This is a genomic window from Pseudarthrobacter lactosi (genome assembly GCF_055412785.1).
On the sequence record NZ_JBVAYS010000004.1, the window covers coordinates 187,707 to 209,002 of the forward strand.

Below are 21,296 nucleotides of genomic sequence, written 5' to 3' on the forward strand. Positions count from 1 at the left end.
CCGTGCGCTAGTCCTGGAAGTACTCCACCTTGGCGCCGATGGTGTTGAGCCGTTCCGCCAGGTCCTCGTAGCCGCGCTCGATCACGTAGATGTTCCGCAGCTCCGAGACTCCCCGCGCCGCAAGCATGGCCAGCAGCAGGCAGGCAGCGGGGCGGAGTGCCGGCGGGCAGCCCACCTCGGCGGCCCGCCACTTCGTGGGGCCGTTGACGTAGATCCGGTGCGGGTCCAGCAGCTGCACCTGGGCGCCGAGCCGGTTGAGTTCGGTGAGGTAGATGGCCCGGTTCTCGTAGACCCAGTCGTGGATCATGGTCTGGCCATGGGCATTGGCGGCGATGACCGCGAAGAACGGCAGGTTGTCGATGTTCAGGCCGGGGAACGGCATGGGGTGGATCTTGTCCTCCGGGGCCCGCAGCTCGGACGGCTTGGTGGTCACATCCACCAGCCGTGTGCGGCCGTTGCGCGCCACGTACTCGCCGGAAATCTCCAGCTGCTGGCCCATCTGCTCCAGCGTGGCCAGCTCGATCTCCATGAACTCGATGGGGACGCGGCGGATAGTCACCTCTGAGTTGGTGACGATGCCGGCGGTGATGAGGCTCATGGCCTCAATGGGGTCCTCGGACGGGAAATACTCAATGTCGACGTCGATGAGCGGCAGCCCGGTGATCTTCAGCGTAGTGGTGCCCACGCCGTCGATCTTCACGCCCAGCATCTCAAGGTAGAAGCAGAGGTCCTGGACCATGTAGTTGGGGCTGGCGTTGCGGATGACTGTGGTGCCGCGGCGGTGCGCCGCTGCCATGATCGCATTCTCGGTCACGGTATCCCCGCGCTCCGTCAGCACAAAGGAGCGGTCGTGAGTGTCCGGCGGCGGAGCCTGCACGGCGTAGAAACCGGCAGTCGCTTCCACTGTGAGACCGAACTGGCGCAGCGCCTGCATGTGCGGCTCAACGGTGCGCGTGCCCAGGTCGCACCCGCCGGCATATGGCAGGCGGTATTCCGCGGATTCGTCCAGGAGCGGGCCCAGGAGCATGATCACGCTGCGCGTGCGGCGCGCGGCGTCCACATCCATGGCGTCGAGGTCCAGGACGGCGGGGCGACGGAGCTGGAGGTCTGAGTCGTTGAGCCACGTGCATTCGACGCCGATGCTGGTCAGGACCTCCACAATCCGGTTGACCTCTTCGATCCGGGCGAGGCGGCGCAGGACGGTGGTGCCGCGGTTGATCAGGCTGGCGCACAGCAGCGCCACACCGGCGTTTTTGCTGCTGTTGACATCCACTGCCCCGGACAGCGTGCGGCCGCCTTCGATCCGCAGGTGCGTCATCTGCGGTTTGCCCACTTTGACGATGCTGCGGTCGAGAATCATTTCAAGCCGCTGGATCATTTTCAGGCTCAGGTTCTGCTTGCCCTGCTCCATCCGCGCGACGGCGCTTTGGCTGGTTCCCAGCGCGCCGGCGAGTTGGCCCTGGGTCCATCCCTTCTCAGTCCTGGCGTCCCTGAGTGTGGCGGCGATATGCTCGGCGGTTTCCTGAATCATAGGTAAAAAATATCACAGGTGAGCTATTAAGTGGTGTTTCGAAGTCCCATGCGCGGCATGGCGGCCAGAATACCCGCCCCATGCGATATTCGACAAACCGCGCGGTGAGGCCCTACGTCACCCGCCAGTACCCCAACGCGTTGATCCGCTGCTTGTCCACGCCAAGAACCTTGCGCAGGTGCCTGACGATAGCCCGCGTGCTGGATGCCTCGCAGGCCACCCAAAAGTAGTCCTCGCTCACCGAAACAACGTCCGGCGTCAGCGCGTCACAGACCTCATCCACCAGCGCAGCGCCGTCGCGCGTGCGCGGAATCCAGCTGACGACGTCGGACCCTCCGGTGCGCAGCTCCAGCGACGGATCGGCGTCGTGCTGGTATTCACGCCAGGCGGTTACCCGCAGAGCACGCCAGCTACCGCCAGACGAAGTTCCAGGTCCCCAATACGGCTGCAGCAACAACTGCGGCCGCCGCGATCAGCACGCCGCCCACCAGCACCCAGGCGTCCAGCGTCGAATATGTGGATTCCCGGGCCCACGTCCGCTGCGTGGTGCCAAAACCGCGCGCTTCCATGGTGATGGCCAGCCGGGACGCCCGGCGGATGGCTTGGACCAGGAGCCCAAAACTCTGCCCGAGGGTGGCGCGCAGCCGTTGCAGCGGGCTGCCCTGCGAGCCCACCCCGCGGGCCCGCCGCGCCATGCCGATGGTCTGCCATTCCTCGGCCATCAGTCCCACCAGCCGCATCGCGGCCAGCGTGCCGAGGACAAACCGGTGCGGCAGCCGGGCCTTCTGGGCCAGCGCATCGGCGAGGTCAGTGGGGTCTGTGCAGGTCATCAGCAGGATCGCCGGCAGCGCTATCGCCAGGCCGCGGAGCATAAAACCGATCCCCAGCTGCAGGGAACCTTCGCTGATGGACCAGATCCCGACGTCGAGCAGTACAGCGCCGCTGTCCGCCGCGACGATCGCCGTGCTCCAGCCGCCCAAGGCGGCCGCGATCATGAGCGGCCAGCCGCGCTGCCACAGCAGGCGCAGGGTGAGGCCGGCCAGCGGAAAGAGCGCCAGCTCAGCCGCAAGCGCCACCGAGGCCGACACCCAGTCGATGGAGAGCGCCAGCACCAGGGTGATGAGGAAAACGACGGCGAACTTGGCCAGCGGGTTGGCGCGCGTCAGCAGCGCCTGGTTGCCACGGAGGGTCAGGGCATCCCTCATGCCGCACCTGCTGCCTGGCGGGCGCCGCCGCGTGCGGCCGGGCCGAGCCGCAGTTCGGCCCCGCCCAGGACCGCACTGAATTCCTGGTCGTGGGTCACCGAAACCACGGAGGTCCCGGCGTCGAGCAGTTCGGAGAGGAACGATGCGAGCTCGGCCCACGTATTGGCGTCCTGGCCGAACGTCGGCTCGTCGAGCACCAGCACGCGCGGGTGTGCCGCGAGGACGGTGGCCACCGACAGGCGCCGCTTTTCGCCGCCGGACAGTGTGTACGGATTGGCGTCCACCAGGTGCGTCAGGCGCAGCCGTTCCAGCAGTTCATCAACCCGCTCCTCGCCATGGCCCAGGTGCAGCGGACCGAACATCAGTTCGTCCAGCACGCGGCCGGTGACGAACTGGTGTTCGGGTTCCTGGAACACGGTTCCGATGCGGGAAATCAGCTGGTTGGCCTTCCATTTGAAGGGGTCGATCCCTGCCCCCTCGGAAAGCTCGACGGCGGCGGACACCTTCCCCGCCACCGGCGCCAGCAGTCCGGCGAGGGTCAGCGCGAACGTTGACTTGCCGGCGCCGTTGGGCCCCGTGACGGTGAGTGCGTGGCCGGAACGGACCTGGGCCGTGATGCCCTGCTGTACCGGCACGGGCGGGATGGTCCGGAAGCCGCGGCGCCGCGGACGCTCCCGGGAGACAGCCAGATCCTCGGCGGCCAGCAGCAGTTCACCGGAGCCTGCGGACGTGCGGCGGCGCGTTGCCGGAACATACCCCGGCACCCAGACGCCCGCGCCGATCAGCATCTCCCGGGCCTCCGCCAGCACCTGGTCCGGCGGCCCGTCCAGCAGGACTGCGGACGTGCCGGCGGAACCTCCAGCGGAGCCCGCTGCGGAACCTCCTGCTGAGCCCGGTTGCAGCACCACAATCCGGTCCACCAGGTCCTTCCAGACGGACACGCGGTGCTCCACCACAACGAGTGTGGCGCCGGTTTTGTCCAGGCAGCGGCCCACGGCGTCGCGGACTTCCAGCACGCCGGCTGGATCCAGGTTCGCGGTGGGCTCGTCCAGCAGGATCAGCCCGGGCCGCATCGCGAGGATCCCAGCCAGCGCCAGGCGCTGCTTCTGTCCGCCGGACAGGGCCGACGTCGGGTGCTCCAACGAGAGCCCGGCGGCACCAGTCCCGCCGTCGGCGCCCAAACCGGCTCCGCCGTCGGCATTAAGACCGGCTCCGCCACCGGCGTTCAACCCTGCGCCGGCACTTCGCAGCCCGACGTCGTCGAGCGCTTCATGGACGCGCCGCCAGATCTCATCCCGCGGCACGGCTAGGTTCTCGGCACCGAAGGCGACGTCGTCACCCAGGCGCGACAAAACCACCTGCGTTTCCGGATCCTGCTGCATCAGCCCCGAGCGGCCGCGCTGCCCGCGGGGCACCACTCCGTCGATCAGCAGCGAACCGGTTTCGTCGGCGTCGTCCCCTTCATCCCCCAGCACCCCGGCGAGCGCGTGCAGCAGCGTTGACTTGCCCGCGCCTGACGGGCCCAGCAGCAGCACCCGCTCGCCGGGAGCGATGTCGAGGTCGAGCCCGCGGACGGCGGGGGTGGACCGTCCGGCATGCCGCCAGCCCCAGCCCCGGGCGGACACCGCGGCGGGGCGCACTCCGGAAGTGCCGGCGTTGGAAGCGGTCATCAGTTGAAGACGGGCTCCGACGCTGCCTTCCGGGACGCGAACGAGCTCAGCACGCCGGTTTTGGCCAGGCCGCGGGTGGCGATCCAGGACAAGGCGCCCGCAATCACCGCGCCGGAGATGGTGCAGAACACGATGTACGCGAGCTTGTCGGCGGGCTCGTAGGCGATGTTCCAGCCCCACGGGAGGAAGGAGTCATTGAGGCCGCAGAACAGGCCCGCCCCGGCACCGGCCAGCAGCGCGGCGATGAGGTTGTACTTCTGGTGCAGGAAGGACTTGAACCGGAAGTTGCCGTACACCAGCAGGAAGAACACCAGTTCAGCGCCCAGGCCCTGCAGGATTCCGGAGATCAGCACCGTGGCGCCGTACTGCGAGCCCATGATGAGTTCGCCGGTGGCGGCCACCGCTTCGCAGAAGAGCGCCGCACCGGGTTTGCGGATGATGAGCATTCCCAGCACGGCCGGGATCATCCAGCCGCCGGCGATCAGGCCGGTCAGCGGGGGGTAAACGGCGTTCATGGGGGCGGAAACGATGCCGGCGCCCTGGGACCAGGCCCAGAAGATCACGCCGCCGGTGATGGCGATGAGCGCCGCCACCACGATGTCCACAACACGCCAGGTATTGCCGGTCTTTTTGATTGCTGCAGTTGTCATTCGGTCCTCCTGAGGAACAGGAGGGGAAAGTGCCCCGGTGTGCGGCGCTGCCGCCGTTGGCCGGACACTTCGAGAACTCGACTCCCTTGCGCCGGTACTAACCGGATCAGGTTCGAGGGTCTGCGGCTGTCCGCACTCTCAGCGCCCACCTGCGGTTCCCTGGCAAAGCCAGTGATGTCCGACGGCGGCGCTCCCCTGTCGTAATAAATCTGCCCTGATGGGCGTGGTCAAGTTTACACCGCGGGAGGAGTAGATTGTGGGCCATGACTGCCAATAACCCGACTGTGACTGCGTTCAATCCCGATGCGACGGTGCCTCAGCCGGCGGGGCTCCTGGAGGCCCTGATTACCCGCATCGAGGGCGAGATCAGCGAGCTGCAGTTTCCCCATTTCACCAGGGATGATTCCCTCAACCTGGGGCTGCTGCTGGTGGAGCTCGGCAAATCGCGCCGGCTGCCCATCGCGATCGACATCACCAAGGGCGAGCAGGTCCTGTTCCACGTGGCCCTGGACGGCGCCACCCCCGACAACGAGCACTGGATCCGGGCCAAGCAGCGCACCGCCGCCAGATACGAGATCCCGTCATTGCTGGTGGGCCTCCGCGGCAGGCTGCACGGCGGCCGCATCGAGGACCACGGCTGGTACGACGAAACCGTCTACGCGGCCCACGGCGGATGCTTCCCGGTCTACGTCGCCGGCGTGGGCGCCGTGGCCACGGTGACGGTCTCGGGCCTGCCCCAGATGCTGGACCACGATCTTGTGGTGGAAGCCCTGCGGGAGATTCTGGAGTCCATGCAGCCGGGTTAGGCTAAAGACAGTCCCGGATCCGCTCACAAGGAGTTCTACGAATGAACCTGTTCATCAAGCTGCTCGGCACGGCTATCAGCCTCGGCGCCGGATTCGTCGGCACCAAGGTGGTCAATACCGTGTGGGAAAAGTCCACCGGCCGGAAGCCCCCCACCGGCAAGGACGAAGACACTCCCACCACCCTGCGCTCGGCGCTGACGTTCGCGCTCATTTCGGCCTCGGTCAGCACCATCATCCAGGTGCTTGCCAACCGCGGCACGCAGCGGGCCATCACCCGCTTTGCCAAGTCCCAGGACATCGTCTAACCCTGGCAACGCCTAACCCTGGCGCGCAGGCCGCCGGCGACTGACCTTCAGTCCCGCCGGCCGCCGTCGGACGCTTCATCCCTGGATGACTCATCCCGGGCTGATTGGGCCGTCTTCTGAACCACGGCTTCGAGTTCATCGGAGCTGAGGAGCTCGCGGTGCAGGTGTTTGGTGCGGTAACCGGCGCGGCCCACCATATGGGCCGAAACCGGCACAGTCAGCAGCTGGAAAATCCAGGCCACCAGCAGCACTGGCCACACCCACCAGGTGCGCAGCTGCAGGCCGATGGCCGCCAGGAGCAGGAACAGCCCTAGCACCTGGGGCTTGGTGGCCGCATGCATGCGGCTCAGCAGGTCCGGGAAACGGAGAAGCCCGACGGCGGCGGCGAGCGACATGAAGGCGCCCAGCACCAGGAAAACCGCGGACACGGTATCGATGACGTTATCAACCACGCTGGCCTCAGGACTCATTGGCTTGCTCCCGCCGGTCGGCCACGAAGCGCGCAACCGTCACTGACCCGATGAAGCCGACGATGGACAGCGCCACGAGCAGCATCAGGTTGTTCAGGTGCCGGTTGACGGCCATGTCGATGCACAGGGCCGCGCCGAGGATCGCGAGCAGGACGTCGGAGGCCAGCACCCTGTCCAGCAGCGACGGGCCGCGGGAGATCCTGATGATGGCTCCTGCCGCTGCCAACGAAAGAATGACTGCCGTGACAGCCAGGACGGTCTGCATCATGCTGCGGTCTCCTGCCGGATTGCTTCGAGTTCGTCGCGGGTGCCCATGATCCTGATCAGGCCCGCTTCGATGGAGCGGACCTCCTCGCGGAGGCTCGCGACCTCTTCCGGGCTGCTGACGTTGAGCGCGTGGAGGTACAGGGTGGACGTTGACCGGTCCACTTCCACCACCAGGGAGCCCGGGATCAGCGAGATCACGTGCCCGGTAGCGGTGACCATCAGGTCCTGGTGGCTCCGCAACGGCACCGCGACGACGGCATTGACCACCCGCGGGCCGCGGACAGCAGCCAGATACATAACCTCAACGCTGGCTGCCGCCACCCTGCCCAGGAAACGCAGGGCAAACGGCACTGCGTGAAGAATGTTAAAGCGGCCGCTGAGTTCCACCGGCGGCAGGTAGAACATCCGGGCCACGAGGACGGCCAGCAAGGCGCCGAAGAGCAGGTTGCCGGGGCTGAAGTCCTGCCACAGGGCTGCCCAGACAATCACCAGCCATACCAGCAGGGGCAGTTCCTGGCGCAGGGAGATCCGGCGGCGGCTCATTTGCCCCCTCCGTTTTTCAGTGCCAGCGGGGGAACTTGGGTGTCCTCGCCGAGTACGGCCTGGATATAGGCGGACCGGTCCAGCATTTCGTGGGCGGCCTGGTCCGAAACTTTGAACAGCGGGCCGGCGAAGACTGTGAGGGAAACCCCCAGGACCACCAGGCCCAGGGTTGAGCCCACCATGGTGCGGGGCAGCAGTGTGACGTTTTTGCGGCCGGCCCGGCTGCCGGTGTCCGAATCCTCGGGCTCAGCGAGCAGGACGGGATCCGGGTGCTCAGCGTCCGAGGGCTTGCGCCAGAACGCGCGGTTCCAGACCCTCGCAACGGCCAGCAGGGTCAGGAGGCTGGTGACAACGCCGCCGATCACCAGGGCGTAGGCCAGGGGCGTGCCCAGTTCGATGCCTGCCTGGATGAGTCCCACCTTGCCCAGGAAGCCGGAGAACGGTGGGATGCCGGCCAGGTTCATGGCGGGGATGAAGAACAGCAGGGCCAGGATGGGTGACAGCTTGGCCAGGCCTGCCAGCCGGTCCACGGAGGAGCTGCCGCCGCGGCGTTCGATCAGGCCCGTGACCAGGAAAAGGCTGGTCTGGATGGTGATGTGGTGGGCAACGTAGAACACGGCGGCGCCCAGCCCGGCCACCGAGGACATCGCCAGGCCGAACACCATGTAGCCGATGTGGCTGACCAGGGTGAAGGACAACAAACGTTTAATGTCGCTCTGGGCCAAGGCGCCAAGGATTCCCACCACCATGGTCAGCAGCGCCGCCACCATGAGCGGAGTGTTCAGGCTGTCGCCGGGGAAAAGCAGTGTCTCCGTGCGCACCATCGCGTAGACGCCCACTTTCGTCAGCAGGCCAGCGAACACGGCGGTGACCGGCGCCGGCGCGGTGGGGTAGGAGTCAGGCAGCCAGAACGAAAGCGGGAATACGGCCGCCTTGATGCCGAAGGCCACCAGGAGCATAACGTGCAGCAGGGTCTGGGTGCCCTCGTCCAGGTCCGCGAGCTTGATGGCGAGGTCGGCCATGTTCACGGTTCCGGTGGCGCCGTAGACCATGGCGATGGAGATCAGGAACAGCACCGAGGACACCACGGAGACCACCACGTAGGTGACACCGGCGCGGATGCGGGGGCCGGTTCCGCCCAGTGTCATCAGCACATAGCTTGCCGTCAGCAGGATCTCGAAGCCGACGTACAGGTTGAACAGGTCCCCGGACAGGAAGGCGTTGGAGACGCCGGCCACCAGGATCAGGTAGGTGGGGTGGAAGATCGATACCGGCGCGTCCTGGTCGCCGTCGGCCATGCCCTGCCCGGTGGCGTAGACCAGCACGGCGAGGCTGACAGCGGACGACACCACGAGCATGAGCGACGAGAACTGGTCCACTACCATCGTGATGCCCCACGGCGGCAGCCAGCCACCGATATGCACGGCGGCCGTTCCGCCGTCCCACACAGATGCCAGCAGCAGGCACTCCAGCAGAAGCGTCACCGACAGCACGCCGATGCTCACTGCGCGCTGGGCGCGGGAGTGCCGGATCAAAAGGAAGGTGAGGGCGGCACCGAGGATGGGAAGTACGACGGCGAGCGGGGCAAAGCTTGCAATGTTCACTTCACACCTCCTTCGGGACCAGGGGTTACGTTCTGCGAGCCGGGTTGCTCTTCAGCGGCGGCATCCGCGGCAGGAATCGTCTTGGCACCGACCGTCACGGAACCCCCGGCGGCTTCCGGGCCGTCCGGCGTCGAGGAGTGGTCTGAGACCGTGCTCCCGTCGCTGCCCAGCATGGTCAGGGGAAACTCGGAAGTCTCGGCCGGGATGGGGGCATCGTCCTCGGCGTCGAAGCGGGGCGTCTCGGCGACGCGGAGGTCCTCGACGTCGTCCTGGATCTCATCCTGGCGGGCCAGGACCCACGTGCGGTAGATGATGCCGAGCATAAAGGCCGTCACGGCAAAGGAGATCACGATCGATGTGAGGATCAGAGCCTGCGGAAGGGGGTCCGCGTACTCCTGCGCGCCGGTGTCCTTGTTGTACAGGGGTGCCAGGCCGGCATAGCCGCCGGTGGCCAGGATCAGCAGGTTGGTGGCGTTGGCCAGCAGCATCAGCCCGAGCAGCACCCGGGTGAGGCTGCGTTCCAGGATCAGGTAGATGCCGCACGCATACAGGGCACCCATCACGGTCAGCAGGGTCAGGTTGACGCTCATCCTTGGCCCTTCGCGGTGGTTTCGGCGGGGATGCCCACGGGTTCCTGTATCAGGGCGGTCGCATCGGCGTCGTCGTCTGGTGAGTCCTCGGCAGGCGCAGTTCGCTGCTCTTCGAAGTGTTCGTCGATCTCGGAGCCCAGGCTGCGCAGCACGTCCAGCACCAGGCCGATCACCACGATGTACACGCCGATGTCGAAGATGGTGGATGTGACGAACTTGATGTCCCCGAACACCGGAAGCCAGAGTTCAATGATGGCGGTCTGGAATACCTGGCCGCCCAGCAGCAGCGGCACCACCCCGGACGCCGCCGCGGTGGCGAGCCCGATCCCCAGCAGCGTTCCGGCGCCCACGGGTGTGGCCTCGCGGAGTTCGAACCGGCCGCCGGCCAAGTAGCGGATGGCCAGGGCAAGTCCGGCTGTCAGGCCGCCGGCGAAGCCGCCGCCGGGCAGGTTGTGGCCGGCCAGGAGGAGGTATAGCGAGAAGATGATCAGGGAGTGGAAAATCAGCCGCGTGACCACTTCAAAGATGATGGAGCGCCGTTCCGGTGCCAGGGTCCGCCCCGCCACGATCCAGGCGTCCCGGGCCGAGGCGGCGAATTTTCGGCTGATGGCCAGCGCCGCAGCCTCCCGCGACCCAGGATCCACCGCCGTCTGGCGGCCTACGCTTCCCTCGGCAACCGGTTCGGAGACCCGGCTCCGGTCCCCGCGGCCACGGACGAAGATGAGGCTGGCAACGCCTGTGGCGGCCAGGGCAAGGACGGATATTTCGCCGAAAGTGTCCCAGGCACGGATGTCCACCAGGGTCACGTTGACGATGTTCAGCCCGCCGCCGCCTTCGTAGGCGAGGCGGGGGAATTCCAGGGACACCGGCACGGCCACCCGGGCGCCCATGGCGTGGATGGCGGCGAAGACCATGGTGACTCCGAACGCCGCCCCGATGATCACCCGGACCACCCGGTACTTGCCGCCGGTGCGGTCGCGGAGTTCGGCCGGCAGGCTGCGCATGGCCAGGACAAAGGCCACCAGGATGATCGTTTCCACGAGAATCTGCGTGAGGGCCAGGTCCGGTGCGCCCTGGAGCGCGAACATCAGGGCGATCCCGTAACCGGTCACGGACACCATCAGCACGGCGAGGAAACGTTTGTTGGCCTTGACCGCGGCCAGTGCGCCGATCACAATTCCTGCCCCGACCACGGGCTGCAGCGGCGAGTAGGGATCGATGAAGTACAGGTTGTCCGGAAGTGGCTTGCCCGCCAATAGCATGGCCGTCAGCGGCAGGACGAATGCCATGGTGAGGATAACGGCGAGGTAGAAGTAGAGGGAACCACGCTGCGTGCGGCCCGTGATCCAGACGGCGGTGTCGTCCAGGGCGCCGATGGTGAGCTGGTAGATGCGGTCGCCGTCGATCCAGCCCGGCACGCGGGACTGCGCGCGGGCCACCAGGGTTCGTCCGAAGTACATCGCCAGGCCCAGGGCGAACGTGAGGGCGGTCAGTCCCAAGGCGGGTGTCAAACCGTGCCACAGCGCAAGGTGGCCTGCCTGCTCGGCCGGTGTGCCGGCGTCGGACGCGGTGGAGGCGAACAGCGCGGCGTAGGGCTGGACCCAGGCGTCCACGGGCGCCGGCCAGAGGCCGTAGACGATGCTGAGGAGGCTGAGGAAAGCCGGGGCTGCCAGGAAGGACGGCTTGACGGCCTTGAACTTGGTCCGATCAATCCCGGGTTTCACCGCGAACGCCCCCCACATAAAGCGGGCACTGTAGGCGAGCGTCAGAATGGACCCCAGGACGATGCCCCCGAGCACCACCATGCTCCACGCCTTACCGTCGGACGCGTGGTGGACAAAGGCCTCCAGGACGGATTCCTTGGCCACGAACCCGGCGAGCAGCGGGACGCCGGCCATCGAGGCGGCACCGATGCCTGCCACGATTCCGAGCGCCCGGGACTGCTGGAACACACCTGACAGCTGGCGAACGTCGCGGGTCCCGGATTGGTGGTCGATGATGCCCACCACCAGGAACAGGGTGGCCTTGAACAGCCCATGGGCGAGGAGCATCGCGAGGCCGGCGAGGGCGGCGTCTGGCGTGCCCAGCCCCACCACCATGGTCAGGAACCCGAGCTGGCTGACGGTGCCGTAGGCCAGGATGAGTTTGATGTCGGTCTGCCGGAGCGCCCGGTAGCCGCCCACCAGCATGGTGGCCAGGCCAAGCCCCAGCACGATGGACTGCCAGTAGGCGGTGTCGGAAAATCCCGGGGCGAGCCGTGCCACCAGGTAGATCCCGGCCTTCACCATCGCCGCGGCATGCAGATATGCGCTCACCGGGGTGGGGGCTGCCATGGCTCCGGGAAGCCAGAAGTGGAAGGGAACCAGCGCGGACTTGCTGATGGCGCCCGCAAGGATAAGAACGACGGCGGCGGCAACGATTGCGCCGGAAGGTCCGTTGATCAGCGTGGGAGCCTGCGCCAGAATCGCCGAGATCCGGTACGTGTCGGCGCTTTGGCCGAGCATGATCAGGCCCACCAGCATGGCCAGGCCGCCCGCGGTGGTGACCATCAACGCTTGCAGGGCCGAACGCCGTGCCGCCAGCCTGGTGCGGGCGAACCCGATCAGCAGGTAGGACAGGATGGTGGTGAGTTCCCAGAAGATGAACATCAGAAGAAGATCGTCAGCGATCACCAGGCCGAACATCACGCCGGCGAAGGCAAGGAACTGGGCGCCGAAGCCGCCGAGATCCTGGTCCTTGGGGCTGAAGTACCGGGCACAGTAAACGAGCACCAGGGTACCGACGCCCAGGACCAGGAGCGACATCACCCAGGCAAGGGGATCAAGCCGGAAGGCGAATTCAAGATCTAGCCCGGGAATCCACGGGAAGACCTCCGAGACCGCGCCGGCGTCCGAGTACACGGCGGCGTGCTGGAACAGCAGCCAGACAAAGGATGCAGCGGGCACAGCCGCCAGCGCGTAGAAGGCGTTGCGGCCCCACGCCCTGAAGAGAAACGGCGCCACGGCAGCCACCGCAAAGTGCACGGCAAGGACTGTGATCACTGGTATCTCCGCAACGTCAGGGATTCGATTATCAAAAAGTTAGGGCAGGCGGTTCATTCGTAAGGTTCGGTGGCCACAGTTTATCAAGGCACCACTGACACTTTTCCCGCACCGGACCGTGCATCCCTGGAATTTCCCGGTTGTCCGGCGTATCATCACCGCCTTGTTCGCCGGGGGCGGATACGATTCAGCCTATGAACACCGCCAGCGCTCCTGAGGCCATGCAGCCGTCATCGGAACTCGCGTCCGGAACCCAGGCCACCGGCAAGGGCCGGGTGCTCGCCTGGGCCGCCTGGGACTGGGGTTCGGCCGCCTTCAACGCGGTCATGACCACCTTCGTCTTCACCGTCTACCTCACCTCCAACGCCTTCGGTGGCAAAGACCAGGCGTCTGCCGTTCTTGGCAGTGCACTGGCCATTGCGGGGATCGCCATTGCATTGCTCGCTCCGGTGACCGGGCAGCGCTCGGACAACGGCGGGCGCCGCAAGCTGTGGCTGGGTGTGAACACGGCCGCCGTCGCGATCCTGACGGGCTTGTGCTTCTTTGTGTTCCCGCGGCCGGAGTTCCTGCTGCTGGGCGTTTCCCTCATCGCACTGGGGAACGTGTTCTTTGAATTCGCCGGCGTCAACTACAACGCCATGCTGGCCCAGATCTCCACGCCGAAGAACATCGGCAAGGTCAGCGGATTCGGCTGGGGCATGGGCTACCTGGGCGGCATTGTGGCCCTGCTGGTTGTGCTGCAGCTCTTTGTGCAGCCGAGCTTCGACTGGTTCGGCGCATCCACAGAGGACAGCCTGAACATCCGGCTGGTGGCCGTGTTCTCGGCCCTGTGGTTCTTCATCTTTGCCCTGCCGGTGCTGTTCGCCGTCCCGGAACTCCCGCGGCCGGCACGGGCCCAACCGCTGGGTTTCCTGGCCTCCTACCGCCTGCTGTTCCGCCGGATCAAGGCAATCTATGCCACCAGCCCGCACACCATCTACTTCCTCCTGGCCAGCGCCGTCTTCCGCGACGGCCTCGCTGCCGTGTTCACGTTCGGCGGGATCATCGCGGCCGGCACGTTCGGCTTCGAATTGCCACAGGTCATCTTCTTCGCCATCTTCGGGAACGTGGTGGCGGCCGTGGGGGCGGTCATCGGCGGGTTCCTGGACGACCGGGTGGGGCCCAAGGCCGTGATTGTGGGGTCCCTGGTGGGGCTGCTCATCGCCGGCACCATGATCCTGGTCCTCGGCAACGGAGACTACAACTTCCTTGGCACGGCATGGGCAGGCACCACCACCTTCTGGGTCTTCGGGCTGTTCCTGTGCCTGTTTGTGGGGCCCGCCCAGTCCTCGTCGCGGGCTTACCTGGCCCGGCTGGCACCCCACGGCGAGTCCGGCGAGCTGTTCGGCCTCTACGCCACCACCGGCCGCGCCGTCAGTTTCCTGGCGCCGGCGCTGTTCACCCTGTGCATCACGCTGGCCACCCCGTTGGTGGCGCCCGGCGAGGCCCAGCGCTGGGGCATCCTGGGCATCATGGTGGTGCTGCTCGCCGGCCTGCTGGTCCTGCTCCCCGTCAAGTCCCCGGACAAGACCGCCATCGCCGTCGTTCCCCTCTCCTAGCGCGAACGGACACTTAAGCCCCGCCCCCTTGAAGCGCGAACGGACACTTAAGCCCCGCCCGCTTGAAGCGCGAACGGACACTTAAGCCCCGCCCGCGCCGCCCTGCGCGCACCCACCCGAAATGCGTTTGTGGAGACTAGGCTGGAGGCATGAACGTGGACGAGACTGACCTCCCCGGCCTGGGCCGGCGGAAGGACTTCATGACGGCTTCCGGCCGCCGCATCGGCGTGGTGGAGCTGCGGGAGGGCACGATGGAACTCATCGTTTCCACCTGGGACGATCCCGACACCTGCCAGGCGTCGATTCCCCTGACCGGAGATGAGGCTGCCGCCCTGGGTAACCTCCTGGGCGGTCAGCACCTGGCCATGAAGCTGAGCGAGGAACACAAGGAAATCCCGGGAATCGTAACCCGGCAGTTCTCCATCGCTCCGGAATCCCCGTTCCAGAACCAGCCCATGGGAAAGGCCTGCATCCGTACCCGCTGCGGAGTCTCGATCGTGGCGATCATGCGGGAAGGCGAGGTGGTCCCGTCGCCGGGACCCGACGTCGTCCTTCACTCCGGTGACCTCCTGGTCGCAGTGGGAACGCAAGAAGGCCTCGATTCGGCGGCCGACATCCTGCGCAACGGCTGAGCGCTATGGACCCGCTGGCCCTGACCCTCATTGAACTGGGGGCCGTTGTGTTCTGCCTTGGCCTACTGGCCAGGCTGGCCGGACGGATCGGAATGTCACCCATCCCGCTCTACCTCGTTGGCGGACTCGCCTTCGGCGCAGGCGGCGTGGTCAAGCTCGAAGGTATGCACGAATTCGCACATCTCTCGGGCGAGATCGGCGTGATCCTGCTGCTGCTTATGCTCGGCTTGGAATATACGGCTGCCGAGCTTTTCACCGGTCTGCGCAGGTCCTGGCAGGCCGGTGTTCTTGACCTGGTGCTGAACTTCGTTCCCGGCGCGGGACTGGCACTCCTGCTCGGCTGGGGCTTGGTGGGCGCCATGGTCATGGGCGGTGTCACGTACATCTCGTCCTCCGGGATCGCCGCCAAGGTCATCACGGACCTGGGCCGGATCGGTAACCGCGAGACCCCCGTAGTGCTGTCCATCCTGGTGTTCGAGGACCTGGCCATGGCCGTCTACTTGCCCATCCTCACCGCAACCTTGGCCGGCGTGGGCTTCCTGGGCGGGCTCACCACCGTGGGGATCTCCCTGGCTGTGGTCACCGTGGTGTTGATGGTGGCGCTCCGCCACGGCCACCGGGTGTCCCAGGCCGTGCACAGCGAAAATTCCGAAGTCTTCCTGCTCAACCTGCTCGGCGCTGCACTGCTGGTGGCTGGCATCGCGTCCGCCCTGCAGGTTTCGGCCGCGGTGGGCGCGTTTATGTTGGGCATCGCCATCTCGGGGGCCACCGCCCACAGCGCCACCCGGATCCTGGAACCGTTGCGGGATCTTTTTGCGGCCATCTTCTTTGTGGCCTTCGGGCTCAACACAGACCCGACCACTATCCCGCCCGTACTCGGCTGGGCCCTGATCCTGGCGGTCATCACGGCCACCACCAAGATGCTCACTGGCATCTGGGCCGCGAAGCGGGCCGGCATTGCCCGTCCGGGGCGATTCCGTGCCGGCGCCGCCCTGATTGCCCGCGGCGAATTTTCCATCGTGATCGCCGGGCTGGCCGTTGCGTCAGGCGTGGTCCCGGACGACCTCGCCGCCCTGGCAACCGCCTACGTGCTGATCATGGCCATCCTCGGGCCGCTGGCAGCGCGCTATGTGGAGCCGGCACTGAAGGCCCTCGGCGGGCCAGCCCGGTTGCCCGCGAAGGCGTAGGCCCCGGCCCAACCACTCACGCCTCGACCAACCCTTCACTGAGGGGGCTCAGACCTCGGTGCGGTGGAAGTTCAGGTGGCTGCGGCTGGCTGTCGGCCCGCGCTGGCCCTGGTAACGGTTGCCGTATTCGCCAGAGCCGTAGGGAAACTCCGCAGCAGAGGTCAGCCGGAAGAAGCACAGCTGGCCGATCTTCATACCGGGCCAGAGCTTGATGGGCAGGGTGGCCATGTTGGACAGTTCCAGCGTGACGTGGCCGGAGAATCCCGGATCAATGAACCCGGCCGTGGAGTGAGTGAGCAGGCCCAGGCGGCCCAACGAGGACTTGCCTTCCAGCCGCGCAGCAATATCGTCGGGCAGCGTGACGGTCTCGTAGGTGGAGCCCAGCACAAACTCGCCGGGGTGCAGGATGAACGGCTCGCCGCTCTCCACTTCCACCAGCCGGGTCAGCTCGGGCTGCTCTTCCGCCGGGTCGATATGCGCGTACTTGTGGTTGTCGAAGAGTCGGAAAAAACGATCGATCCGCACGTCCACCGACGATGGCTGGACCATCGCGGGATCGTACGGTTCGAGGACGATCCGTTGGGAGTCTAGTTCGGCACGAATGTCGCGGTCAGAGATCAGCACCGTCCCAAATTACTATGCGTTGTCCACACCGCACACATTTTCGTTGTAGCTGTCACCTGCTGGGGCTAATGTTGCCTCAGAATGACAGCCACCGGATGGTCTCCCGGTTGGTACAACTGAACTGATCTGGGGTTGGTTTTGAATAAATTTGCGGCGCCCGCCGTTGTGGCGATATTGTGCGCGCTCGCCCTCGTGTCCCCGGCCGCCGGCATGTATTCCGGCCCGCCGGCGGACGGGCCGCCAGTCCAGGCGGGCGCCCTGGGGCCGCGAGCGGTCACGTTGAGCCCGGCGGGAACAGCGGACGACGACGGCGGCGCAGCCGACGCGGATAGCGACCTCGGGTCCCTGCTCGCCCCAGCCGTGGAACCCGTGATCACACCGGCCTCGCCTGCCGGGGAACGGGCCGCAACGGCGCCGCTGGCGGCGACGGCGGCTGCACCCCTGACCGCCGCCTCCGAACCAGTCACGCCCGAGCCGCCCTACCTGCCGCCCCTCTGGGCCCCCGAAGCAGAACTGGCCCCCAACAAAACTGTGGCTCCCACCCCGCCAGCCCCCGCCACGGAATCCCTCACAACCGAATCCCTGGGCACCGAAGCCTTGGTGCCGGACAGCAACACGGCCGCCATCCTCACCGTTTTCAACGAAATCAACAAATACCGGGCGGCGAATGGCCTGGCGCCGGTCAAGTACCACCCCACTGTTGCCGGCATGGCGCAGGAGTGGTCCGACAGCATCGCGTCCCGGGATGTCATCGAGCACCGCGCCAGCTTCTGGACCGACCCCCGGGCCCTGAACCCGACCAGCGCCGGCGAGGTCATCGCCATCCGCACGGACCGGAACGCGGCAATGCTGGTGGAATGGTGGAAAACCTCGCCCGGCCACAACGCGATGCTCCTCGATCCGCGATTCAACGTCATGGGCGCCGGGATCTCCTACACCAACAGCCTCTACACGATCTGGGGCGTTGTTAACTTTTTCGGCTACGCCACCCTGCCCGCCGGCACCGTCACCTCCCCCGGGGGCGGTTCCGCCGGCGGGGGCGCGTTTCCCGCCCCGGCGCCCACCCTGTGTGATCCCGCCGTCAAACACATGCCGCCCACCCTGGATTTGAGCAGCGCAGCGATCAACAGTGCGGCTGATCTGGTGACCATCAACGCCTCAGGCCAGCTCATCAACCGCCCCTCCACAGGGAACATGACCTTTGGTGCTGCCAAGGTCATCGGTTCCGGGTTCGGAACGGCCAAGGAAGTGTTCACCACGGACTGGGACCGCGACGGCGCCTATGACCTCCTGACGCAGTGGATCGACGGCCGGCTGACGCTTCACCGGGGTATCGCCGCCGGAGGGTTCCAAACCTCGTTCGCGCTGGGTCAGTCTGGCTGGGAAACCATGACGTTGGCCGTGGGCGGCTGGTGTGCCAACAACCGGCTTCCGCAGCTGGTCGCCCTGGACACCGCCGGCAACCTGTTCCTCTACCCGAACGTGGGCCTGGCCGACGTGTCCACGCGCACCCAGATAGCCAGCGGCGTATCGGCCAGGAAGCTCGCCATGGTGGACTATGACGCCGACGGTTTCCAGGATCTCCTGGCCATAAAGTCCGACGGCGGTGTGCTGCTTTACCGCGGCGCTGGCACTCCGGCGCCACGCGCCGAAGCCCGCCTCACCGTCACCACCGGCTGGACTGATGTCACCGGAATCCGTCCGCTGCGTGACGTGACAGCCCTGAACTCCACGGGAGTGGCACTGCGCCGGGCCAATGACGTGGTGCAGTACTGGAACCTGAGCACCGGAACCCTGGCATCGCCGTCGAACATCACCGGAAGCTGGACGGGCCAGCGGCTGGCGCAGTAGCCCTCAGGCGGCCGACCGTAGTTCCAGGACATCCTTGAGCCGCGCGAGCTGGGACACTTCGGCCTTGATGGCGCGCTGGATTCCGGTGTTCATCAGGCCCAGGAGGCCTTTGGGCTGGTACTCGAGGGCGAACCTGACCCTGGTGCCGGCCGGTTCGGTGCTGAGGTAATAGCCGCCGGAGTGCTGCGACGGTCCGGAAATCACCCGGAACTGGATCTCGGCGCCCGGCCTGGCCTGCGTTATTTCGAAATCGGAGGGGATGGTCCGGCCTGACCGGCCCGTGGTGGTCTGCCGGTAGACGGCACCCTTGGTTCCGGCGGCACCGGATACCAGGCCAACGCTGCGGATGCCCCTGCGCCATTGCGGAAGGTTCATTCCGTCCACCAGGAACGTATACACGCTCATTGCGTCGCACCGGATAAGTACCTCGTGCTCTGCAAATGCCATGGGAGTCCTTAGTTAGCGGCGGTCAGTGGTAGCCCGCCCCTCCCCCATGAAACCGCAGCTAACGGGTTCAGAGTAGCCACTCGGTCCGCCCCGGACCTAGCCACCGGCAGCGCCGTTATTGAAGAGTTACTGGATGACGCGGCGGGTACCGTCCATCCCGGCGGACACGCGGCCGGTGCGTGGCCACGGTTGCGGACGCTGGATCGCATCTGCGCTAAGCTAAGTTCTGCCCCGCTCAAAACGGGGCGATGCGGCTGTAGCTCAATGGTAGAGCGCTAGCTTCCCAAGCTTGATACGCGGGTCCGATTCCCGTCAGCCGCTCCAAAATCTCGAACCATGGTCTTCGCCGCGCCGCAGCGATTCCTAGCTGCTCCGGGCCTTTCTGATGTCCCGTTCCACGGCCTTCTTCAGCGTCGCCAGCCTGGCCGCCTCCTGTTTCCGGTAGGCACCCTCTTTGGCACCGGAAAACATGCGCCCGATTCCCTTGGGAACGTACTGCGCAGTCACGGTCAGCCGGGTGCTGTCCGCGACGGGATACACCACGCAGGAGCAGGTGATGGTTTCGGTACGGGTTTCGTGTGTTTCGGTCCAGGAACGGTCAGCCACCTGGTGGTCGACATGGAACACCACGCCCTCCTGGCCGGGAAGTGCCGAGCGGGCCTGGACATCCACGCAGAACGCGTAGACCTCCGGACGGCCATAGGGGACAAGGACCGTACTTTCAATCGTGATAGTTCCCATGATGCTGTTCCGTACTCCCGCAGGCCTGCCCCGCACAGTGCCCAGAGCGCCATTTTCACACCGGGAACCCGCGGGCACAATGGCCGGCGCGCCGGCGGGCGGGTTCCAACTCTTGTACGGTCATCCTCCGGTGGCCGTTAGGCCCTGCCGTGTATCGTCAGAAGTCAGGAACCTCTTCGGTTCCGCTACAGGAGCAATCATGGCTGACAAGTCCCCGCGTCAAGCAGCATCCAAAAAAGCCGGCAAGTCCATCAAGGAAAAGCGCGCCGACAAGCGGGCCGCCGGAGCCCCGGCCACCTCCCTGGACGTCACGTCCAAGGCCGCAAAAAAGAAGTGAGTGGCAAACAGAGCCACCTGACCCTCGGCGTCCTGGCCTCCACCCGGAAACCGGACGAACGCCGCCTCCCCATCCACCCCCTGCATTTCGAGCGGATCGCTCCTGAACTCCGCCAGCGCATCATCCTGGAGCAGGGCTACGGCGAGCGCTTCGGCGTCTCGGATGCCCACCTCGGAACACTGGTGGGCAAAATGGCCACCAAGGAAGCGCTGCTGGCGGAGGCCGACGTCGTCCTCCTGCCCAAGCCACAGCCCGAGGACCTCGCGGAACTGCGGGACGGCCAGATCCTCTGGGGCTGGCCGCACTGTGTCCAGGACCGTGCCATCACGCAGCTGGCCATCGACAAGAAGCTCACGCTGATTGCTTTCGAAGCGATGAACCACTGGGCGAGCGACGGCGGCTTCGGACTTCACGTGTTCCACAAAAACAACGAGCTGGCCGGGTACTGCTCGGTCCTTCATGCGCTCTCACTCACCGGCTCCACCGGCGACTACGGCCGCCGGCTCAGTGCCGTGGTGATCGGCTTCGGCGCTACCGCCCGCGGCGCCGTGACCGCGCTGAACGCCCACGGCATACACGATGTCCAGGTGCTTACCAACCGGGGAGTCGCCGCCGTCGGCGCCCCGATCCACTCGGTCAACATTGTCCAGTTTGATCACGACGACAAGGCTCCCTTCCTGAGCCAGGTCATCACTGAGCGAGGCCGGGTTCCGCTGGCGCCTTTCCTGGCCGAAAGCGACATCGTGGTCAACTGCACGCTGCAGGACCCGAACAATCCGCTGACGTACTTGCGGACCGAGGACCTCGCGGCGTTCAGCCCGGGCAGCCTTGTGGTCGATGTGTCCTGCGACGAGGGCATGGGCTTCAGCTGGGCGCGCTCCACCACGTTTGCCGAACCGATGTTCACCATCGGCGACCACATCAACTACTACGCGGTGGACCACAGCCCGTCCTACCTCTGGAATTCCTCCAGCTGGGAGATCAGCCAGGCCCTGCTGCCGTTCCTTGAGACGGTCATCGGCGGCCCGGAGGCGTGGGACGGAAACGAAACCATTGCCCGCTCCATCGAGATCCGCGAGGGTGTGGTCCTCAACAAGGACGTGCTGGAGTTCCAGCGGCGCGGGGCCGAGTACCCGCACCTGCCGGCCTAGCGTGCGACTCAGGGCCTAGCTGGCACCTGCCGGCCTAGCGTGCGCC

22 protein-coding genes, 1 tRNA gene and 1 riboswitch are annotated in these 21,296 nt (G+C 66.3%); of the genes, 9 read left to right on the forward strand and 14 right to left on the reverse strand.

The features are described 5' to 3' along the window. Window positions 1–7: 7 nt before the first annotated feature. The 5 genes from ACZY0Q_RS18025 to ACZY0Q_RS18045 all read right to left on the reverse strand — a co-directional run bounded on the left by ACZY0Q_RS18025 (window position 8) and on the right by ACZY0Q_RS18045 (window position 5,056). Window positions 8–1,531 carry a UDP-N-acetylglucosamine 1-carboxyvinyltransferase gene (locus tag ACZY0Q_RS18025; RefSeq protein WP_463918847.1) on the reverse strand — a complete coding sequence of 508 codons (1,524 nt, stop codon included), beginning with the start codon at window positions 1,529–1,531 and terminating at the stop codon, window positions 8–10. A 112-nt stretch (window positions 1,532–1,643) separates the two neighbouring features. Continuing rightward, window positions 1,644–1,988 carry an SIP domain-containing protein gene (locus tag ACZY0Q_RS18030; RefSeq protein ID WP_463918848.1) on the reverse strand — a complete coding sequence of 115 codons (345 nt, stop codon included), beginning with the start codon at window positions 1,986–1,988 and terminating at the stop codon, window positions 1,644–1,646. Then, window positions 1,942–2,736 carry an energy-coupling factor transporter transmembrane component T family protein gene (locus ACZY0Q_RS18035; protein ID WP_463918849.1) on the reverse strand — a complete coding sequence of 265 codons (795 nt, stop codon included), beginning with the start codon at window positions 2,734–2,736 and terminating at the stop codon, window positions 1,942–1,944. Before ACZY0Q_RS18035 ends, ACZY0Q_RS18030 begins: the two co-directional genes overlap by 47 nt. After that, window positions 2,733–4,406, reverse strand: a complete 1,674-nt coding sequence (locus ACZY0Q_RS18040; RefSeq protein ID WP_463918850.1) for an ABC transporter ATP-binding protein — start codon at window positions 4,404–4,406, stop codon at window positions 2,733–2,735. Before ACZY0Q_RS18040 ends, ACZY0Q_RS18035 begins: the two co-directional genes overlap by 4 nt. Beyond that, window positions 4,406–5,056, reverse strand: coding sequence for an ECF transporter S component (locus tag ACZY0Q_RS18045; RefSeq protein ID WP_463918851.1), 651 nt, complete (start codon window positions 5,054–5,056; stop codon window positions 4,406–4,408). Before ACZY0Q_RS18045 ends, ACZY0Q_RS18040 begins: the two co-directional genes overlap by 1 nt. A 65-nt stretch (window positions 5,057–5,121) precedes the next feature. After that, window positions 5,122–5,263, reverse strand: a riboswitch (TPP riboswitch). A 56-nt stretch (window positions 5,264–5,319) separates the two neighbouring features. On the opposite strand from ACZY0Q_RS18045, the gene ACZY0Q_RS18050 reads away from it, so the two are divergent. Continuing rightward, entirely contained in the window at window positions 5,320–5,862 is a 543-nt protein-coding gene (locus ACZY0Q_RS18050) for a heme-degrading domain-containing protein (RefSeq protein WP_463918852.1), read from the forward strand. A 41-nt stretch (window positions 5,863–5,903) separates the two neighbouring features. Further along, complete coding sequence (locus ACZY0Q_RS18055; protein WP_058930858.1) at window positions 5,904–6,167, forward strand: DUF4235 domain-containing protein; 264 nt, start codon at window positions 5,904–5,906, stop codon at window positions 6,165–6,167. A 47-nt stretch (window positions 6,168–6,214) separates the two neighbouring features. Here the strand turns inward: ACZY0Q_RS18055 and mnhG are convergent, their stop codons facing one another. From mnhG to ACZY0Q_RS18085, 6 genes are read right to left on the reverse strand one after another with little or no spacing between them, the layout of a single operon-like run. Continuing rightward, window positions 6,215–6,637 carry a monovalent cation/H(+) antiporter subunit G gene (mnhG, locus tag ACZY0Q_RS18060; RefSeq protein ID WP_463918854.1) on the reverse strand — a complete coding sequence of 141 codons (423 nt, stop codon included), beginning with the start codon at window positions 6,635–6,637 and terminating at the stop codon, window positions 6,215–6,217. Beyond that, entirely contained in the window at window positions 6,627–6,905 is a 279-nt protein-coding gene (locus ACZY0Q_RS18065; RefSeq protein ID WP_111908152.1) for an MrpF/PhaF family protein, read from the reverse strand. Before ACZY0Q_RS18065 ends, mnhG begins: the two co-directional genes overlap by 11 nt. After that, the gene (locus ACZY0Q_RS18070) at window positions 6,902–7,447 is read right to left on the reverse strand and encodes a Na+/H+ antiporter subunit E (protein WP_463918856.1); all 546 of its coding nucleotides are present in this window, start codon (window positions 7,445–7,447) and stop codon (window positions 6,902–6,904) included. The genes ACZY0Q_RS18065 and ACZY0Q_RS18070 overlap by 4 nt, the downstream gene beginning before the upstream one ends. Beyond that, entirely contained in the window at window positions 7,444–9,051 is a 1,608-nt protein-coding gene (locus tag ACZY0Q_RS18075) for a Na+/H+ antiporter subunit D (protein ID WP_463918858.1), read from the reverse strand. Before ACZY0Q_RS18075 ends, ACZY0Q_RS18070 begins: the two co-directional genes overlap by 4 nt. After that, window positions 9,048–9,641, reverse strand: a complete 594-nt coding sequence (locus ACZY0Q_RS18080; protein WP_463918860.1) for a Na(+)/H(+) antiporter subunit C — start codon at window positions 9,639–9,641, stop codon at window positions 9,048–9,050. Before ACZY0Q_RS18080 ends, ACZY0Q_RS18075 begins: the two co-directional genes overlap by 4 nt. Next, entirely contained in the window at window positions 9,638–12,682 is a 3,045-nt protein-coding gene (locus tag ACZY0Q_RS18085; RefSeq protein WP_463918861.1) for a Na+/H+ antiporter subunit A, read from the reverse strand. Before ACZY0Q_RS18085 ends, ACZY0Q_RS18080 begins: the two co-directional genes overlap by 4 nt. Window positions 12,683–12,876: 194 nt before the next feature. Here ACZY0Q_RS18085 and ACZY0Q_RS18090 point away from each other — a divergent pair, with 194 nt between their 5' ends. The 3 genes from ACZY0Q_RS18090 to ACZY0Q_RS18100 all read left to right on the forward strand — a co-directional run bounded on the left by ACZY0Q_RS18090 (window position 12,877) and on the right by ACZY0Q_RS18100 (window position 16,099). After that, window positions 12,877–14,280, forward strand: coding sequence for an MFS transporter (locus tag ACZY0Q_RS18090; RefSeq protein ID WP_463918863.1), 1,404 nt, complete (start codon window positions 12,877–12,879; stop codon window positions 14,278–14,280). Window positions 14,281–14,429: 149 nt separating this feature from the next. After that, window positions 14,430–14,912 (forward strand): cation:proton antiporter regulatory subunit, encoded by a 483-nt coding sequence (locus ACZY0Q_RS18095; protein ID WP_463918865.1) that lies wholly within the window; start codon window positions 14,430–14,432, stop codon window positions 14,910–14,912. Between the two features lie 5 nt (window positions 14,913–14,917). After that, entirely contained in the window at window positions 14,918–16,099 is a 1,182-nt protein-coding gene (locus tag ACZY0Q_RS18100; RefSeq protein WP_463918867.1) for a cation:proton antiporter, read from the forward strand. A gap of 48 nt (window positions 16,100–16,147) precedes the next feature. On the opposite strand, the gene dcd is transcribed toward ACZY0Q_RS18100, so the two are convergent. Then, on the reverse strand, window positions 16,148–16,723 hold the full coding sequence (gene dcd / locus ACZY0Q_RS18105; protein WP_463918869.1) for a dCTP deaminase: 576 nt from the start codon (window positions 16,721–16,723) through the stop codon (window positions 16,148–16,150). A gap of 138 nt (window positions 16,724–16,861) precedes the next feature. Here dcd and ACZY0Q_RS18110 point away from each other — a divergent pair, with 138 nt between their 5' ends. Then, window positions 16,862–18,574 carry a CAP domain-containing protein gene (locus tag ACZY0Q_RS18110; RefSeq protein WP_463918871.1) on the forward strand — a complete coding sequence of 571 codons (1,713 nt, stop codon included), beginning with the start codon at window positions 16,862–16,864 and terminating at the stop codon, window positions 18,572–18,574. A gap of 3 nt (window positions 18,575–18,577) precedes the next feature. Here ACZY0Q_RS18110 and ACZY0Q_RS18115 read toward each other — a convergent pair whose 3' ends face one another. Then, window positions 18,578–19,021, reverse strand: a complete 444-nt coding sequence (locus tag ACZY0Q_RS18115) for an SRPBCC family protein (RefSeq protein WP_463918873.1) — start codon at window positions 19,019–19,021, stop codon at window positions 18,578–18,580. A gap of 250 nt (window positions 19,022–19,271) precedes the next feature. On the opposite strand from ACZY0Q_RS18115, the gene ACZY0Q_RS18120 reads away from it, so the two are divergent. Beyond that, window positions 19,272–19,345, forward strand: a tRNA-Gly gene (locus tag ACZY0Q_RS18120). 39 nt (window positions 19,346–19,384) lie between these two features. On the opposite strand, the gene ACZY0Q_RS18125 is transcribed toward ACZY0Q_RS18120, so the two are convergent. After that, window positions 19,385–19,762 carry a hypothetical protein gene (locus tag ACZY0Q_RS18125; RefSeq protein WP_463918875.1) on the reverse strand — a complete coding sequence of 126 codons (378 nt, stop codon included), beginning with the start codon at window positions 19,760–19,762 and terminating at the stop codon, window positions 19,385–19,387. Window positions 19,763–19,961: 199 nt separating this feature from the next. Here ACZY0Q_RS18125 and ACZY0Q_RS18130 point away from each other — a divergent pair, with 199 nt between their 5' ends. Further along, window positions 19,962–20,099 (forward strand): hypothetical protein, encoded by a 138-nt coding sequence (locus ACZY0Q_RS18130; RefSeq protein WP_185261864.1) that lies wholly within the window; start codon window positions 19,962–19,964, stop codon window positions 20,097–20,099. Next, window positions 20,096–21,250: a N(5)-(carboxyethyl)ornithine synthase gene (locus ACZY0Q_RS18135; RefSeq protein WP_463918877.1), complete on the forward strand. Its 1,155-nt coding sequence runs from the start codon at window positions 20,096–20,098 to the stop codon at window positions 21,248–21,250. The genes ACZY0Q_RS18130 and ACZY0Q_RS18135 overlap by 4 nt, the downstream gene beginning before the upstream one ends. The last annotated feature ends 46 nt before the right edge of the window (window positions 21,251–21,296 follow it).

What these genes read in the sequence shown, in the direction of transcription:
- mnhG (WP_463918854.1), bottom strand. Translation starts at nt 6,637, where the DNA reads ATGAGTCCTGAGGCCAGCGTGGTTGATAACGTCATCGATACCGTGTCC.
- ACZY0Q_RS18115 (WP_463918873.1), bottom strand. Translation starts at nt 19,021, where the DNA reads ATGGCATTTGCAGAGCACGAGGTACTTATCCGGTGCGACGCAATGAGC.
- ACZY0Q_RS18070 (WP_463918856.1), bottom strand. Translation starts at nt 7,447, where the DNA reads ATGAGCCGCCGCCGGATCTCCCTGCGCCAGGAACTGCCCCTGCTGGTA.
- ACZY0Q_RS18090 (WP_463918863.1), top strand. Translation starts at nt 12,877, where the DNA reads ATGAACACCGCCAGCGCTCCTGAGGCCATGCAGCCGTCATCGGAACTC.
- ACZY0Q_RS18035 (WP_463918849.1), bottom strand. Translation starts at nt 2,736, where the DNA reads ATGAGGGATGCCCTGACCCTCCGTGGCAACCAGGCGCTGCTGACGCGC.
- ACZY0Q_RS18025 (WP_463918847.1), bottom strand. Translation starts at nt 1,531, where the DNA reads ATGATTCAGGAAACCGCCGAGCATATCGCCGCCACACTCAGGGACGCC.
- ACZY0Q_RS18125 (WP_463918875.1), bottom strand. Translation starts at nt 19,762, where the DNA reads ATGGGAACTATCACGATTGAAAGTACGGTCCTTGTCCCCTATGGCCGT.
- ACZY0Q_RS18065 (WP_111908152.1), bottom strand. Translation starts at nt 6,905, where the DNA reads ATGATGCAGACCGTCCTGGCTGTCACGGCAGTCATTCTTTCGTTGGCA.
- ACZY0Q_RS18100 (WP_463918867.1), top strand. Translation starts at nt 14,918, where the DNA reads ATGGACCCGCTGGCCCTGACCCTCATTGAACTGGGGGCCGTTGTGTTC.
- ACZY0Q_RS18130 (WP_185261864.1), top strand. Translation starts at nt 19,962, where the DNA reads ATGGCTGACAAGTCCCCGCGTCAAGCAGCATCCAAAAAAGCCGGCAAG.
- ACZY0Q_RS18095 (WP_463918865.1), top strand. Translation starts at nt 14,430, where the DNA reads ATGAACGTGGACGAGACTGACCTCCCCGGCCTGGGCCGGCGGAAGGAC.
- ACZY0Q_RS18045 (WP_463918851.1), bottom strand. Translation starts at nt 5,056, where the DNA reads ATGACAACTGCAGCAATCAAAAAGACCGGCAATACCTGGCGTGTTGTG.
- ACZY0Q_RS18040 (WP_463918850.1), bottom strand. Translation starts at nt 4,406, where the DNA reads ATGACCGCTTCCAACGCCGGCACTTCCGGAGTGCGCCCCGCCGCGGTG.
- ACZY0Q_RS18050 (WP_463918852.1), top strand. Translation starts at nt 5,320, where the DNA reads ATGACTGCCAATAACCCGACTGTGACTGCGTTCAATCCCGATGCGACG.
- ACZY0Q_RS18080 (WP_463918860.1), bottom strand. Translation starts at nt 9,641, where the DNA reads ATGAGCGTCAACCTGACCCTGCTGACCGTGATGGGTGCCCTGTATGCG.
- ACZY0Q_RS18055 (WP_058930858.1), top strand. Translation starts at nt 5,904, where the DNA reads ATGAACCTGTTCATCAAGCTGCTCGGCACGGCTATCAGCCTCGGCGCC.